Raw genomic sequence first — 12,884 nt, 5'->3', positions numbered from 1 at the left:
TTATGCATCCTACTTCCGATAATGTAATTTATCGGAAATAACGTGGCAAAATACCGTCTTCAGCCGTGTTTAGGCAGTGGACTACCCCTTTGAAAGTTGCACCATGAGTCTGTTTGACAAGAAAGCCGCTGTTGATGCTTCCGCGCTGCAATTGACGGCAGATGCCGTACCGCTTTTATCCCAGACGCCATTGGCAGCATCTCTTTCTGATGAAGCGTGGCCCGACAAGACGGCGGTGAACAACTGGCTGGAACCGTTCCGGCTCAAGAGCCCGCACACCTACCGTGCCTACCAGCGCGCGGTGGTGTACTGGCTGTACTTTCTGGAACAGAGTTACGGCCACCACCCAGATTTGCTGCGGCGTGCCCACACGCTGGACACGCACCGCTTTGTGCAGACGTTGGGGCACGACACCCCTGCCATCGCGGCAGAGCAGATTGCCAACTTGTATGCCGCCCCCAACCATGTGGGGCTGCAGAAGAACCCTTTTCACCGTGCCAAGTCACCGCGTTCGGTAACACAACTGGTGGCGGCGCTGTCGTCCCTGTACCGCTTCAACAACGCCAGGCGTGTGGCCCACACCCCCGCCCTGCTGGACTTCAACCCATTTGCACAAGTGGGCAAATTCCTGACCCCGACACAAGTCCGCACCGACCGTTTGTTTGAACCTGAAATTTACACGCACTTCCTGCACACCATTGCCTGGTTGCAAGCCCAGACCAGCTTACAAGTTGAACAACAACGGCTGCAGCGGTTGCGCTGGATCACGGTCGCATTGTTCAACCTGTGGTTACGGGTGTCGGAACTGGCCCAGCTCAGGATGGCGGATTTCCGTCAGCTGGGCAAGGACATGTGGGTTGTGAATGTATATGGCAAAGGCCGCAAGTTGCGCACTGTCGAAATCACGCCGCAAGTGTTGCAGGAACTGATGGTGTATCGCACTTCGTTGGGCATGCGTCCACTGCCGTCACCCCATGAAAAAGATCCGGCTGTACTACCTTTGCGACCACGGCCAGGTACAGCACTTGATCAGCCTGTACAAACGCTGACATCGCGTACCTTGTTCAACGAAGTCAAATACTTGGGAACGCAAGCGGCGAATTTTCTATTGCAATCTGAAACTGAGCATGGCGCTCCTTTTGACAAGCTGAGCCTTTCTGAACGCAATACCTTGGCACAGCGTTTGTGCCAGATCTCGCCCCATTGGTTTCGCCATTCTGGGGCTTCTGAAGCCATCAATGCACAGTTCTCGATTGCCGATGCTGCCGAACGCTTGGGACATCATGATCCAGCAATCACGGTGCGCATGTACTACCATGGCGACATGAAGCGCAGGTTTTCTGCGCTTTCCATCATTGAAAACTCCCGCTAATTTCTCTTCTTGTTTCTTAAGACCATTTATGTTTGTTTTTTAAAAATTTTACATAACATATATTGTTAATATAAAATTAAACAGGACTCCGGGGTGAATACGCACTTGGCTACATACGAACAACCAGGAGCACTTTGATTCAGGAGTCAATCGCATTACGTAGGCAACAAAAAAGCACTTAGGCTGTTATACCTAAGTGCTTTTTATTTGGTGGGACGTGGGCGACTCGAACGCCCGACCTACGGATTAAAAGTCCGCCGGATGATGTTTTCAGGTATATTCCGAAGTGTTGATTTACGAGGCACTTCCCCGCCGTCAAGGGGGAAAACCATCCCGCCATGTGTTGATTGGTGTGTGCCTCTGTGGATCCAGTTTGCCTACAGATTGCCTACAGATTCCAAAACACCACCATCATGGCCACCAACACCCCCACCACCAACCGCGTGCGCCTGACCGCGGGCCGCGTCGATTCCTTCGCCTGCCCGCCCGGCAAGGCTCAATCATTCCTATGGGACACCGACGCCCCGTCCCTGCTGCTGCGTGCTACGCCTGGTGGGCGCAAGACCTACGCCTTTGAAGCTCGGCTGCACGGCAACACCATCCGCATAGCCATTGGCACCACACTGGAATGGACGCTGGGTGATGCGCGCAAGCGTGCGAACGAACTCAAGCAACTGGTGGACAACGGCCAAGACCCCAGAGAGGTGCAGCAACAGCAGCGCCAAGACCTTGAGGCCAGCAAGCGCCAAAGGGCCGTAGAGGCCACCACAGTGGGCAGTGTTTGGGCCGAGTACCTGGAAGAGCGCCGCGCCGTCTGGGGAGAGCGCCACTACGCTGACCACCTCAAGATGGCCGATGCCGGGGGCAGGCCCGCCAAACGTGGCAAGACCATCGGCAAGGACGGAGCCGCACCAACCACCCTGCCCGGCCCCATCCATGCGCTACTGGGGCTGAAGCTGAAGGAACTCACGTCCGACGTGATCGAAGCGTGGGCGGTAGAGCAAGCCAAGACCCGCGCCACCTACGCCCGACTGTGCTGGCGATGCCTCAAGGTGTTTCTTGGCTGGTGTGCCGAGCATCCGCGCTACGCCAGCGCCTTGCCATCCGAGAACCCAGCCAAGACGAAGAAAACAAGGGAGGCACTGGGCAAGTCCACCGCCAAGACCGACGCACTGCTGAAGGAGCAATTGCCCGCGTGGTTTGGCGCTGTGCAGCAACTGGGCAACGCCACCGCCGCCGCCTACTTACAGGTGCTGCTGTTGACCGGCGCAAGGCCGGGGGAGGTGCTGGGCTTGAAATGGGAGGATGTAAACACCCAGTGGCGTGGCCTGACCATCCGGGACAAGGTAGAAGGGCAGCGCGTGATCCCGCTCACGCCCTACGTGCACCACCTGGTAGCCGCCCTGCCCCGGCGTGGCGAACACGTCTTCGCCAGCTCACGCGCCGATGGCCCCATATCAACGCCCACCAAACTGCACGCCACCGCCTGCCAAGTGGCTGGGGTTGACGTGACGCTGCACGGCCTGCGCCGCTCATTTGGCAGCTTGTCCGAGTGGCTGGAAATTCCGGCAGGTGTGGCCGCGCAGATTCAAGGCCACAAACCCAGTGCCACGGCAGAGAAGCATTACCGCGTCCGCCCGTTAGACCTACTGCGCGTCCATCATGAGGTGATCGAAGCGTGGATTCTGGAACAGGCCGGGGTGCAGTTCGACCGCAACGCCACGCCTGGCGCGCTCACGCTGGTGGCCTGAAACATTGCCAAAGGTGGAAGTATTGCCCTGTCGCTCAATCACACTATACCCTTAGATACCAAAATGATAAATATATATATAAATATAGGTGAGAAGGGTTTTTCAGGGCCATTTACACCCCTTTGGCATGGTGTGCGACGGTGCGACAGGTGCGACAGGTGCGACAAATGCTGATAGGCTGAAATTCAACTGCGATTGTGTGCGACAGTGCGACACGTGCGACACGTGCGACAGTGTGCGACACGTGCGACAGAAAACCGCCCACCGCCCACCAGCCAAGTGCAGTAACATCACGGCAACGCACCTAGCCCACGGCTGATCCCCGCTGGCGAAAACCGGACACCCTGACCGGCGGTGCGTTTTTTCATTTCAGGGGTGCATCGAACAGGGGTGATGCCATGAGGCCCAAGAACAGCAGCGCCGCGCCAAAGCAGCGTGAAACCGTGACGATCCCGAAGGGCGGTAGGCCCAAGAACAGCAGCGCCGCGCCAAAGCAGCGTGAAACCGTGACGATCCCGAAGGGCGGTAGGCCCAAGAACAGCAGCGCCGCGCCAAAGCAGCGTGAAACCGTGACGATCCCGAAGGGCGGTAGGCCCAAGAACGAAGCCCGCGATGTGGCTGTGTTGCTTGCGCGCTGGTGGCGTATAAACGTCATTGGCGAACAGGTGAAGCAGGCTGACGGTTGGATCGCCCAGCATTGGACAAGCCGCAAGGCCAAGGGGCTAACCGAGGATGCAGCCGTACGAAGATCGATTCGAAAAGCAAAGTACGCGATGAAGTCTGACCGCTACACGATCCTTCGCACAGAAGGTTTGCCGCTGGTATTTGCGGTCAAAAACCCAGCAAGCGAAGGCTCACAGGTTTGGTCGTGGTACGAGGGTTTGCTTGACGCGCAGTTGGTCGAGGTGGAGGGACTTCAGGTGAAGCCGGACGAAGGAACGCCGTTTTTCAATATCAGCTTCAAGCTTCCAATTCACAACGGTGGTGCTGTGCCAGACTGGTTTCAACCAGGCGAATTGAAGGGAGATGCTGTTTATTCGCCGCTGGACACAAACGGTTTTTGTCCCCGGACATAAACTGTTTTTGCTATAGGAATTTGGTGCCAACCCCGGCACCATTGCGCCATATCAACAACGAGGAACCTCTCGGTATGGCAATGGCAACCACATTCCCCCCACTTGAGGCTGTGACGGCCCCAGTCTTGGCAACGGCCCCGGCGGCACACTACCTGAGCCGCGCGCCCCAGACCTTGCGTGCCTGGGCATCCAGCGAGGCAGGCCCGATCCGCCCGCTCCGCATCAATGGCCGTCTGGCATGGCCTGTGAAGGAAATCCGCCGCCTGCTGAGGGGTGCGGCGTGATCGAAGCCCGCAACAAACCACCTCGTCGCGACGAACGCCGCCGCGCCCGTGACCAAAAACGCCATCCGGGCAAGGCTGAAATGAGAAAAGCCCACCACCAGGGCACGGTGGCAGGCTTCAAAATGAACAGTCAAGAACAATCGACTGAGGCAAATTCTAAGGCAAAACCAATGATTGCGCGCGTTGTGGTGTGCCACAATGGCCGCAAGCCGAGAGGCCCGGTGCTTGAAAACACCTATTGCAAAGCGTATGCAGCCCACGACGAAACAGTGGGTTTTGTTGCGCCCAAATTTCATAGCCCGCTCAATTTTGAGCCGGTTGACCAATGTCCGAATTCGGACATCGGCATGGTTTTTTGGCGTGGTGGGGGCTACCCGCAAGGATGCCCGCATGGCTTTGCACATGTTTTCAACCACCACGCCCACCCGCAGTGCGTGAAAACGCTGCGAGTGGTTCCGAAAGTTCGCAAAGGAACCAAGACCATGCAACTGGCAACTACTGCCCTGCGCCCCAGCGCGCAAACCGCCCACCACGGGCACATCACCACCGCCCACGCTGGCAACCACTTCAACCGCGATCTTTTCGCCGTGGCCAATGCCGAGAACGCACTGGCCCGCGTGCTGGCCGAGCTGCGCAAGCCCCGCCCCGACAACGCCCGCGCCCTGAAGCTGGCCCAGTCCGCAATGCTGGCCATCGGCCTGGTAGGGGAGGTGCTGCAATGACCGCCGTTGCCAACACCACCACCACCGTGGAAGTTTTGGACGTGGGCCAATCATCCGCCTCCGAACTGGCTACCCGCATTAGCTACCGCTTGCAAGCACTTGAGGGGCACGCCCGCAAAGCCACCGAATACGCATTCGAGGTGGGTCAACTGCTGATCGAAGCCAAGAAACAGGTTCAGCACGGAGAGTGGGCCAGCTGGCTTGAAACCGACTGCAACTTGGCACCGCGTACGGCCCGCGCCTACATGCAATTGGCCAAACAACTGCCCGCCTTGTCCGATGAAAAACGGCAACGCGTTGCCGAATTGCCAATCCGCGAGGCGCTTAAGGCCATCATCACCGACCCGACACCGCCGGTTAGGTATGAGTCAACCCGACGCATCCGCACCGAAGACGAACGCAAAAAGGTTAAGGAGGTGTTTGTCAAGGCGCGGAACCAACTGACCGAGGCCGCGCGCGAATTTGAGCACGGCTTTCCAGTTAAGGGCAACAAAGTGGAGAGGCTTCGCAAACAGCTTCAGGCGGTGTTGGCCCAGTTGGACGACCTGCAAAACGCCCAGCCCCCGATTGAAGGCGGTGCCCAATGACCGCCAAGACCACCGCCCTGCACCCTGACGCGGCAAGCCTGATCCCGCTGATCCGTCACAACTTGGTCAAAGCGTTGAACGCCATGCCCGAAGGTGGCGAAGAGCCGACGCTGGCACACCTGCACGCCATTACTGGCCTGATCCTGCGCAGCGCAACCGCCATCAAGCGCGCCCACACCTTCCAAAAATCCAACGCCTGAAGGGGCACCAAAATGAACGCCGAGAACAAGACCGCAACAGCCGGTCAAGCCGCTGCATTGCCCAAAACCCGCAAAAGCGTGACCAACATCGATGTTTTGCACCTCAAGTCTGTGGTGCAGGTGTGCGCCTTTGCCAGCGAAGCGCAGCGCATCCTTAAAGGTATCGACCACGCCGCCAAAATCCGCCCTGAGATTGCTGATGGCATCAGTGCCCATGTTGATGCGCCCCGCAACTGGGGTAGCTTTGAAGCGCCCATTGCCAGCGCGCTGGCGGAGGTGGCCCTCCAACTGGAACAGCTTGCCGACGATATCGAACGCGCGGAGGACTGAAATGAGCTTGAATCCGATTGAAATGGTTTTGAGCCGCCTTGAGAAGGTGCGGCAACGGCAGGCTGGACAGTGGAGCGCGCGGTGCCCTGCGCACGCCGACAAGGGGCCATCACTTTCTGTTCGCGAAACCCCGGAAGGGGCAGTGCTGCTCCATTGTTTCGCTGGGTGCAGCGGTGCGGAAGTGGTTTCGTCTCTCGGCATCGAGATGACCGACCTGTTCCCGCCGCGCGAGCGCACGGGCCGCGAGCCAAAGCGCATATCGCGCGTAATTGCCCCAGCGCAGTCGCTGGAAATTTTGCAGCGTGAGTCTATGTTTGTGGCCATCGTGGCGGCCGACATGGTCAAGGGCGAGCGCCCCACCCCAGACACCCACCAGCGACTATTGCAGGCCGTTGGGCGCATCAACGACTTGGCTTTTATCACGAAGGTGGGCGTATGACCGCGAAGTACAACGACAGCTATTTGGGCGAGGTACTTTCGCTTCAACAGAACCGCAGATCCACCAAGTGGGATGAACTGCCCGACGGCGCAAGCGTTGCAGCGGGCCGCGTCACGCCGCAGCAAGTCGAGGCCATCTTTCCAACGATTGAGGATGCGCCGTGGCCTGAGCTGGTGCCCTTGCAAGACGATCCGGCCACCGACCGCCCCGGCCCGTTCCCGTTTCACGGGCTGGGTGTGCTGCTGGGCTGCGCCGCCTACGCCATTGCGCGCGATGTTCAAGCGCCGGATGCGATGGCCGCCAGCAGCGTGTTGGCAGCGGCATCCCTTGCGGTGCAGCCTTTGGCCGATGTGGTGATGCCGCACGGGCAGCGCGCGCCCTTGTCGGAATACTTTGTGACCGGCGGGGGCAGCGGAGACCGCAAGAGCGCAGTGGACGATGTTGCCTGCCACGAGATCAACCGCCACCGCAAGGAACAGGCCCGCAACTACCACCGCGCCCACGAGCAATACAAGCGCGACCGTGCCCAGGTCAAGAAGGGCGACGAGGAACCAGCAGAGCCGTTGCCGACGGCTATCACCACCAGCAACGCCACCGTGGAGGGCATTGCGCGGCTGCTGCGTGGCCAATCGTCCATCGGCATCTTCTCGCCCGAAGGTGGGGAAATGCTGGGAGGCCACAGCATGCGCGAACAGCAACGCATGGCGTCCATGGCGTTTTTCCTCAAGGGCTGGAGCGGTGAATCGCTGGATTCTGTACGAGGTGGCAACGGCTTTGCGTCATTGCTGGGCAGGCGCATGGCCATGCACATCATGGTGCAGCCGCTGATACTCAAGCAACTGCTGTCCGACCCGCTGGCAGCCGACCAAGGGCTGTTACCGCGGTGCCTCATAGCCATGCCTGAGACTTTGGCCGGTAGCCGCATGTTCAACGGTGCCGACCCCAAAGCGGATACCGATGTGTTGGCCTATAACGAGCGCGTGGCCGAGCTGCTGCGCATGGCCCCGACCCTCTGGCCCGAAGGCGACGGCTACGAACTCAAGCCGCGCGCGCTGCACTTCAGCGAAGAAGCGACGGCCCTCTGGGTGGCGTTTTACAACGAAGCCGAGAAGGAGCAAGGCCCTGGTGGCAGGCTGGAAAACGCCCGCGGTTTCGCCAGCAAGGCAGCGGAACACCTTGCCCGCGTGGCAGGCATCATTGCCATGTTCAACGATCCGCATACCCACCTGATCGACGGAACGACGGTAGAAGGCGCAATGGAGGTGATCGACTTCTATCTGAAGGAACACGTACGCCTGACCGGGGCAGGCCGCGAACAGCGCAAGGACGCCAGCTTGCGCCGCCTGGTGGACTGGTTGCAAGGTTTGGACGCCCTGCCCACGGTGCGCCACATCGTCCGCAACGTACCCTACCGCGACCTGCGCAAGCTCAAGACCGATGGCATTGTGGCCATGCTCAACGAACTGCACCAGCGTGGCTACGTGCGCCCCGTCGGTGACGCATGGGAGGTGCGCCAAGATGCTTAACCTTGAAGCCATCCGCGCCACCGCCAAACGGCAGACCCCGGCACGGCCCGCTGTCGCACATGTCGCACATGTCGCACTGTCGCACACCATCCAAACGGAAATTGAAGCGCCCACCGAAGCGCCCTCATCCGGCCTGACACCCGCCGTCGGCACCGTCGCCACCAGCCCGACGGCATCAACACCACGCCCAATCCCGTGGTTTCACCTGAATGCCGACTGGCGCAAAGCCTGCGCCGCCTGGAACGACCACCGCAACGCCTGCCCGACGTGTCGCACCAGCGAACGCACCGCCGCCACCGCTGGCACGGGTATCCGCTGCGCTGAAGGCCAACGCCTGCACGCGGACTATGCGGCCGCGCTGGATTCAAGCCCAGCCTGATCGAACACGGGGTGTCTGGTTTCTCCCGGACACCCCGCCACACCCGCAAGACAAGGAACAAGAAATGATCGACGGACTGATTCGAGGCAAGCTCATCAAAGCGCCCGAGAGCCGCGCCACAAAAGCAGGCAGGCCCTACGCCACCGCGCGCTTGCGTGTACCCACCAGCAACCCAGCCGAAACCCTCTTCGCCAGCGTGGTGGCCTTTGGCCCCGAAGCCGTGGCCGCACTGCTGGCACTGGGTGAAGGCGACGCCGTAAGCGTGGCCGGTTCGCTGAAGGTGGGCACCTGGACGGACAAGGAAGGCAACGCCCGCCCCAGTCTTGACCTGGTAGCCGACCGCGTACTGTCGGTGTACGCCATCCGCAAGCAACGCGCCGCCGCTGGTGGCGGTCAACCCGCCCACGTCCCCTCGTCCGTCGTTTGGGTTTGACGGTGCCGACGATTTGGATTTTTGATGCAGGAGGAAACCACCATGAAACCGCTTGAAGCCAAAAAGATGGCCGAGGACAGTCTCGAACTGTTGTCGGCAAACCAGCCACTCACACCGCACCTCATGCACTGGCTTGTTGGTGCCCTGCGGCAGTGCGTCAAGGCGCCTCACAAAACCCGCCTGGACAAACTGTTGGGCATCCGCAGCAACAAGGGAGGCATCTTGCATGCCGGTAGCCAACTGCCAGCGCGCAACGCCGCTTTGAAGCAACTGGCCAGCGAACGCCAGTTGTCGGCCAAAGCGTTGTTGGCCCAAATTCAAGCGCACCGCGCCGGGTGCCCAGATGCCACACTGTCGGCCATTGAAGCCATGCACAAATTGCCCACCAGCGAAAAGCAATTGGCCCGAATTCTGAAAGGGCAAACCGTGGCCGGACAAATGGAATAGCGGGTTTATGTCTTTTTTGAATTCAAGTCTAAAATTCAGGCATGAACCCAAACCAGCAATATATCGAGCTTCATTCCGGCCCACCCGCCGGATTGACTGTGCGATCAAATTCCGAAGGCGCAACCATTGGCATGTGGACAAGCGGACGCGAATTGATCGCGTCCCTCAATCCGCATCAAGTTCAATGGCTGGTATCTGCCCTGACCTCGCCCACCAGTTTGGTGCAGTTGACCGGCAATATCAAGGAACTCGTTTTCCCGCCAAGCCACCCATTCAAAGCCCATTGAACCAAATGAAGCAAGACACATCATTGCGCGAAACAATCGCCACCAAAATGCACAAGCTGCGCCTTGAGGCCAGCCGCAGCATGGAAGCGGTTGACAGTGCCATCCGCAGCAAGACCGAGCGCCTGACCGCGGTAACGACCTTCTCTGTCAACCAAACCGATGCTGCTGCACTGATCGCCGCCGACATCAAACGCACGCTGGAAGAACCCCGTCGCAAACTGGCACAGCGCGCCGCCCAGGCAGGGCACCTGTTCAACCATCGGCCCGTGGCCAAATTTGGTGCCATCAACGCCAAAGGCGAAATTCAGGAAACCACCAGCGAGCCGCGCCCGCTTAATATCCTGTCGCACAATTTGACCGTGCTGGAATTGGCCGCGCTGACTTTGACCGATGCCCAGATTGACGCGTTTGCTCAACAAGCTGTTGCCGACTGCAAAACATCCGGCCCCAGCGTTGAGCAATTGAAGGCAGAAGCCGACGGGCTGGCCAATGAATTGCGCGAACTGCACCGCCAGCGCCTTGAGGTCAAAACCGAATTCGGGCAGTTGATTAACGCCACCGCTTCGCCGCTGGTGCCGGATTCATTTTTCAAATTCAAGGATTGACCGTGCAAGCCATTTACCCCCATTTGGCCGCGCGCATTTTCAATACGCCACTGCTGATTCACCCGCAGAAATTGGACGCGATGATCGCCGCCGTCGGTCAACGCCTGCTGGGGCAACCCGTGGCCACCAACGCCCACGCTGCGCCCGAAGCGTTCAGCACCCGCCCCGATGCCCAGCGTGGTGAACCCTACGCCGTGCATGATGGTGTGGCCGTCATCAACATCTTTGGCGCGCTGGCACACCGTACCCGCATCAACGCCGACTGCACCGCCTTTACCGGCTACGACGACATCACCGCCCGCGTAGAGCACGCGATGCAAGACCCCAACGCCCACGCCGTGCTGTTGGCCTTTGACAGCCCCGGCGGTGAAGTGCAAGGGGTATTCGAGTGCGCTGAACGCGTGGCCGCGTTGCGCGGCCGCAAGCCCATGTTGGCCATTGCCGACGGTATGGCAGCGAGTGCAGCGTACCTGCTGGCCAGCGCCGCCGATGAAGTCGTGGTAACGCCCACGGGGTACGCCGGTTCCATCGGTGTCGTGACGCGCCATGTGGACACCAGCAACGCCTTGGCACAGGACGGCATCAAAGTGACGCACGTCTTCGCTGGTGCCCACAAGATCGACGGCAACCCGTACGAACCCCTGCCCGCGTCGGTGCGTGCCGACTGGCAAGCCGAGATCGACGGCATTTACACCGAGTTTGTGCAAGCCGTGGCCGCATACCGTGGCCTGAGCTTTGATGCGGTGCGTGGCACAGAAGCCCGCCTGTTCCGTGGCCACGCTGCGCAAGCCTCTGGCCTGGCCAACCGCGTGGGCACCACCGATGCCGTGATAGCGGAGCTGGCCAGCCGCCGCAACGAACCGAAAGTTTTCCTTCCCGCAACCACCACGGCACACGCCGCAACCACCAAAGTGAACCACCGCATGAACCACGCCACCGCCATCCACCAGCCCACCAACCACGCCAGTGCCACCCCCGAGGCGCAAGCTGAGGCATTGGCCGCGCAAGTGCTGCAAAGCGTCGGCATCAACATGGAGCCGCAACCGAAAAAGCCCAACGCCCACACTGAGGACGAATTGGTGGCTGGCATTTTGGCCGTAGCGGGGGTGAAGTAATGGACATCTTTCACCCCACCGTTGTAGCCAAGATCGTTAACCGCCTGGAACCGGCCAAACCCTTCCTGCTGAACTCGTTTTTCCCGAACGTGCAGACCGAAGCCGTTGAGGAAATCCGGTTCGACGTGGAACACCACCGCCCGCGCATTGCCCCGTTTGTCTCGCCCGTGGTGGCCGGTCAAGTGGTGCAATCCAAAGGCTACACGACCAAAAGCTTCAAACCGGCCTACATCAAAGACAAGCGCATCTTTAACGCCGAGCGCGCCCTCAAGCGTTCCATCGGTGAAGCGATTGGCGGGGAAATGTCGCCAGCGCAACGCATGGCAGCGGTGTTTGCCAATGAGCTGAACGACCAAATCAACATGCTCACGCGCCGCCAAGAATTGATGGCCGCTGAAGTGTTGCGCACGGGCAAAACCATCATTGAAGGCGACCTGTACCCGCGTGTCGAGGTGGACTTTGGCCGTGACCCAGACCTGACCCTTCGCCTGGTGGACACTGCGTGCTGGGGTGAAGGCGTTGCAGACCCGTTGGAAGACTTGGCCGCATGGTCGAGGCTGGTGACGAAAAAATCCGGCGCTACCGCCAACAACGTGGTGATGGATTTGAAGGCGTGGCAGCTTTTCAGCGCCACCCCCAGCGTGCAGGAGCTGTTGGATCGCCAGCGCGGCACCGCCACCGCCAACCCCGCCGTGACGGGTGAAGGTGGCCGTCTGGTGGCCACCATCGGAGACTTGAACATTTGGCTGTACCACTCTTGGTTCAACGATCCCGACACTAACGAGCAGGTGCCCTATCTGCCCGACTACACGGTGATTCTGACCGGGCCTGAGTTGGAAGGAACGCGTTGCTACGGGGCCGTCAAGGACTCCAAAGCCGGTTTTCAGGCGGTGCCCTTCTTTGCCAAGACGTGGAACGATGAAGACCCCGCCGTGCGTTACATGCTCATGCAATCGGCACCGCTTGTCGTGCCCTACCGCGTGAACGCCAGTATGTGCGTGACCGTGCGCTGATTCACCACCATCCCAACACCACACCCGGCCCCGTGCCGGGTTTTTTCGTTGGGCGTGGTGCGGTGTGATGTGGTGGCACCGAACCAGACATAGTGATGTTCCGACCGAAGCGGGCAGGGCTGGAGCCGATGGAGCTGGCTTGTTACGCAGTAACGAACGCTGTACGATGTTGTTACGCAGTAACGGAGACACCCACATGGCAACGACAAACGCGCAACGGCAACAGGCATACCGTGCCAACAGGCATACAGCCGGGCAGGACGGGACCGGTGAGCTTCGCATCAATACCTTCGTGAGCAGGAGCGCGGCCCTTGGACT

General features: G+C 59.9%; 15 protein-coding genes. All 15 read left to right on the top strand.

What is annotated here, in order from left to right:
• Window positions 1–103: 103 nt before the first annotated feature.
• The 15 genes from CON76_RS05950 to CON76_RS05885 all read left to right on the top strand — a co-directional run bounded on the left by CON76_RS05950 (window position 104) and on the right by CON76_RS05885 (window position 12,566).
• Window positions 104–1,372 carry a tyrosine-type recombinase/integrase gene (locus CON76_RS05950; RefSeq protein ID WP_101102460.1) on the top strand — a complete coding sequence of 423 codons (1,269 nt, stop codon included), beginning with the start codon at window positions 104–106 and terminating at the stop codon, window positions 1,370–1,372.
• A gap of 413 nt (window positions 1,373–1,785) precedes the next feature.
• The gene (locus tag CON76_RS05945; RefSeq protein ID WP_101102459.1) at window positions 1,786–3,123 is read left to right on the top strand and encodes a tyrosine-type recombinase/integrase; all 1,338 of its coding nucleotides are present in this window, start codon (window positions 1,786–1,788) and stop codon (window positions 3,121–3,123) included.
• A 398-nt stretch (window positions 3,124–3,521) separates the two neighbouring features.
• Window positions 3,522–4,199: a hypothetical protein gene (locus CON76_RS05940; protein WP_101102458.1), complete on the top strand. Its 678-nt coding sequence runs from the start codon at window positions 3,522–3,524 to the stop codon at window positions 4,197–4,199.
• A gap of 280 nt (window positions 4,200–4,479) precedes the next feature.
• The gene (locus tag CON76_RS13075; protein WP_169928996.1) at window positions 4,480–5,205 is read left to right on the top strand and encodes a hypothetical protein; all 726 of its coding nucleotides are present in this window, start codon (window positions 4,480–4,482) and stop codon (window positions 5,203–5,205) included.
• Window positions 5,202–5,792: a DUF3102 domain-containing protein gene (locus tag CON76_RS13070; RefSeq protein WP_169928995.1), complete on the top strand. Its 591-nt coding sequence runs from the start codon at window positions 5,202–5,204 to the stop codon at window positions 5,790–5,792. Before CON76_RS13075 ends, CON76_RS13070 begins: the two co-directional genes overlap by 4 nt.
• Entirely contained in the window at window positions 5,789–5,992 is a 204-nt protein-coding gene (locus tag CON76_RS05925; RefSeq protein WP_101102456.1) for a hypothetical protein, read from the top strand. The genes CON76_RS13070 and CON76_RS05925 overlap by 4 nt, the downstream gene beginning before the upstream one ends.
• 12 nt (window positions 5,993–6,004) lie before the next feature.
• On the top strand, window positions 6,005–6,322 hold the full coding sequence (locus CON76_RS05920; RefSeq protein ID WP_101102455.1) for a hypothetical protein: 318 nt from the start codon (window positions 6,005–6,007) through the stop codon (window positions 6,320–6,322).
• A 1-nt stretch (window position 6,323) separates the two neighbouring features.
• Window positions 6,324–6,761: a hypothetical protein gene (locus tag CON76_RS12805; protein ID WP_145995350.1), complete on the top strand. Its 438-nt coding sequence runs from the start codon at window positions 6,324–6,326 to the stop codon at window positions 6,759–6,761.
• The gene (locus CON76_RS05910; RefSeq protein WP_101102453.1) at window positions 6,758–8,287 is read left to right on the top strand and encodes a YfjI family protein; all 1,530 of its coding nucleotides are present in this window, start codon (window positions 6,758–6,760) and stop codon (window positions 8,285–8,287) included. The genes CON76_RS12805 and CON76_RS05910 overlap by 4 nt, the downstream gene beginning before the upstream one ends.
• Window positions 8,280–8,666, top strand: a complete 387-nt coding sequence (locus tag CON76_RS12800; RefSeq protein ID WP_145995349.1) for a hypothetical protein — start codon at window positions 8,280–8,282, stop codon at window positions 8,664–8,666. Before CON76_RS05910 ends, CON76_RS12800 begins: the two co-directional genes overlap by 8 nt.
• 64 nt (window positions 8,667–8,730) lie before the next feature.
• A complete protein-coding gene (locus CON76_RS05905; protein ID WP_101102489.1) occupies window positions 8,731–9,099 on the top strand; it encodes a single-stranded DNA-binding protein in 369 nt (122 codons plus the stop codon).
• Window positions 9,100–9,141: 42 nt separating this feature from the next.
• Complete coding sequence (locus CON76_RS05900; RefSeq protein WP_145995348.1) at window positions 9,142–9,546, top strand: hypothetical protein; 405 nt, start codon at window positions 9,142–9,144, stop codon at window positions 9,544–9,546.
• A 184-nt stretch (window positions 9,547–9,730) separates the two neighbouring features.
• Entirely contained in the window at window positions 9,731–10,438 is a 708-nt protein-coding gene (locus CON76_RS05895) for a hypothetical protein (RefSeq protein WP_145995347.1), read from the top strand.
• Between the two features lie 2 nt (window positions 10,439–10,440).
• Window positions 10,441–11,553, top strand: a complete 1,113-nt coding sequence (locus tag CON76_RS05890) for a S49 family peptidase (RefSeq protein WP_240592782.1) — start codon at window positions 10,441–10,443, stop codon at window positions 11,551–11,553.
• Complete coding sequence (locus CON76_RS05885; RefSeq protein ID WP_101102449.1) at window positions 11,553–12,566, top strand: major capsid protein; 1,014 nt, start codon at window positions 11,553–11,555, stop codon at window positions 12,564–12,566. The genes CON76_RS05890 and CON76_RS05885 overlap by 1 nt, the downstream gene beginning before the upstream one ends.
• Window positions 12,567–12,884 lie beyond the last annotated feature (318 nt).

The sequence above is a fragment of the Macromonas bipunctata genome (genome assembly GCF_002837135.1).
Taxonomy (GTDB): Bacteria; Pseudomonadota; Gammaproteobacteria; order Burkholderiales; family Burkholderiaceae_C; genus Macromonas_A; species Macromonas_A bipunctata.
This window is presented reverse-complemented; position numbering and strand designations above follow the sequence as displayed.

Coding starts and splice junctions, on each gene's coding strand:
- CON76_RS05950 (WP_101102460.1), top strand. CDS start 104: ATGAGTCTGTTTGACAAGAAAGCCGCTGTTGATGCTTCCGCGCTGCAA.
- CON76_RS05945 (WP_101102459.1), top strand. CDS start 1,786: ATGGCCACCAACACCCCCACCACCAACCGCGTGCGCCTGACCGCGGGC.
- CON76_RS05940 (WP_101102458.1), top strand. CDS start 3,522: ATGAGGCCCAAGAACAGCAGCGCCGCGCCAAAGCAGCGTGAAACCGTG.
- CON76_RS13070 (WP_169928995.1), top strand. CDS start 5,202: ATGACCGCCGTTGCCAACACCACCACCACCGTGGAAGTTTTGGACGTG.
- CON76_RS05925 (WP_101102456.1), top strand. CDS start 5,789: ATGACCGCCAAGACCACCGCCCTGCACCCTGACGCGGCAAGCCTGATC.
- CON76_RS05920 (WP_101102455.1), top strand. CDS start 6,005: ATGAACGCCGAGAACAAGACCGCAACAGCCGGTCAAGCCGCTGCATTG.
- CON76_RS12805 (WP_145995350.1), top strand. CDS start 6,324: ATGAGCTTGAATCCGATTGAAATGGTTTTGAGCCGCCTTGAGAAGGTG.
- CON76_RS05910 (WP_101102453.1), top strand. CDS start 6,758: ATGACCGCGAAGTACAACGACAGCTATTTGGGCGAGGTACTTTCGCTT.
- CON76_RS12800 (WP_145995349.1), top strand. CDS start 8,280: ATGCTTAACCTTGAAGCCATCCGCGCCACCGCCAAACGGCAGACCCCG.
- CON76_RS05905 (WP_101102489.1), top strand. CDS start 8,731: ATGATCGACGGACTGATTCGAGGCAAGCTCATCAAAGCGCCCGAGAGC.
- CON76_RS05900 (WP_145995348.1), top strand. CDS start 9,142: ATGAAACCGCTTGAAGCCAAAAAGATGGCCGAGGACAGTCTCGAACTG.
- CON76_RS05895 (WP_145995347.1), top strand. CDS start 9,731: ATGGCTGGTATCTGCCCTGACCTCGCCCACCAGTTTGGTGCAGTTGAC.
- CON76_RS05885 (WP_101102449.1), top strand. CDS start 11,553: ATGGACATCTTTCACCCCACCGTTGTAGCCAAGATCGTTAACCGCCTG.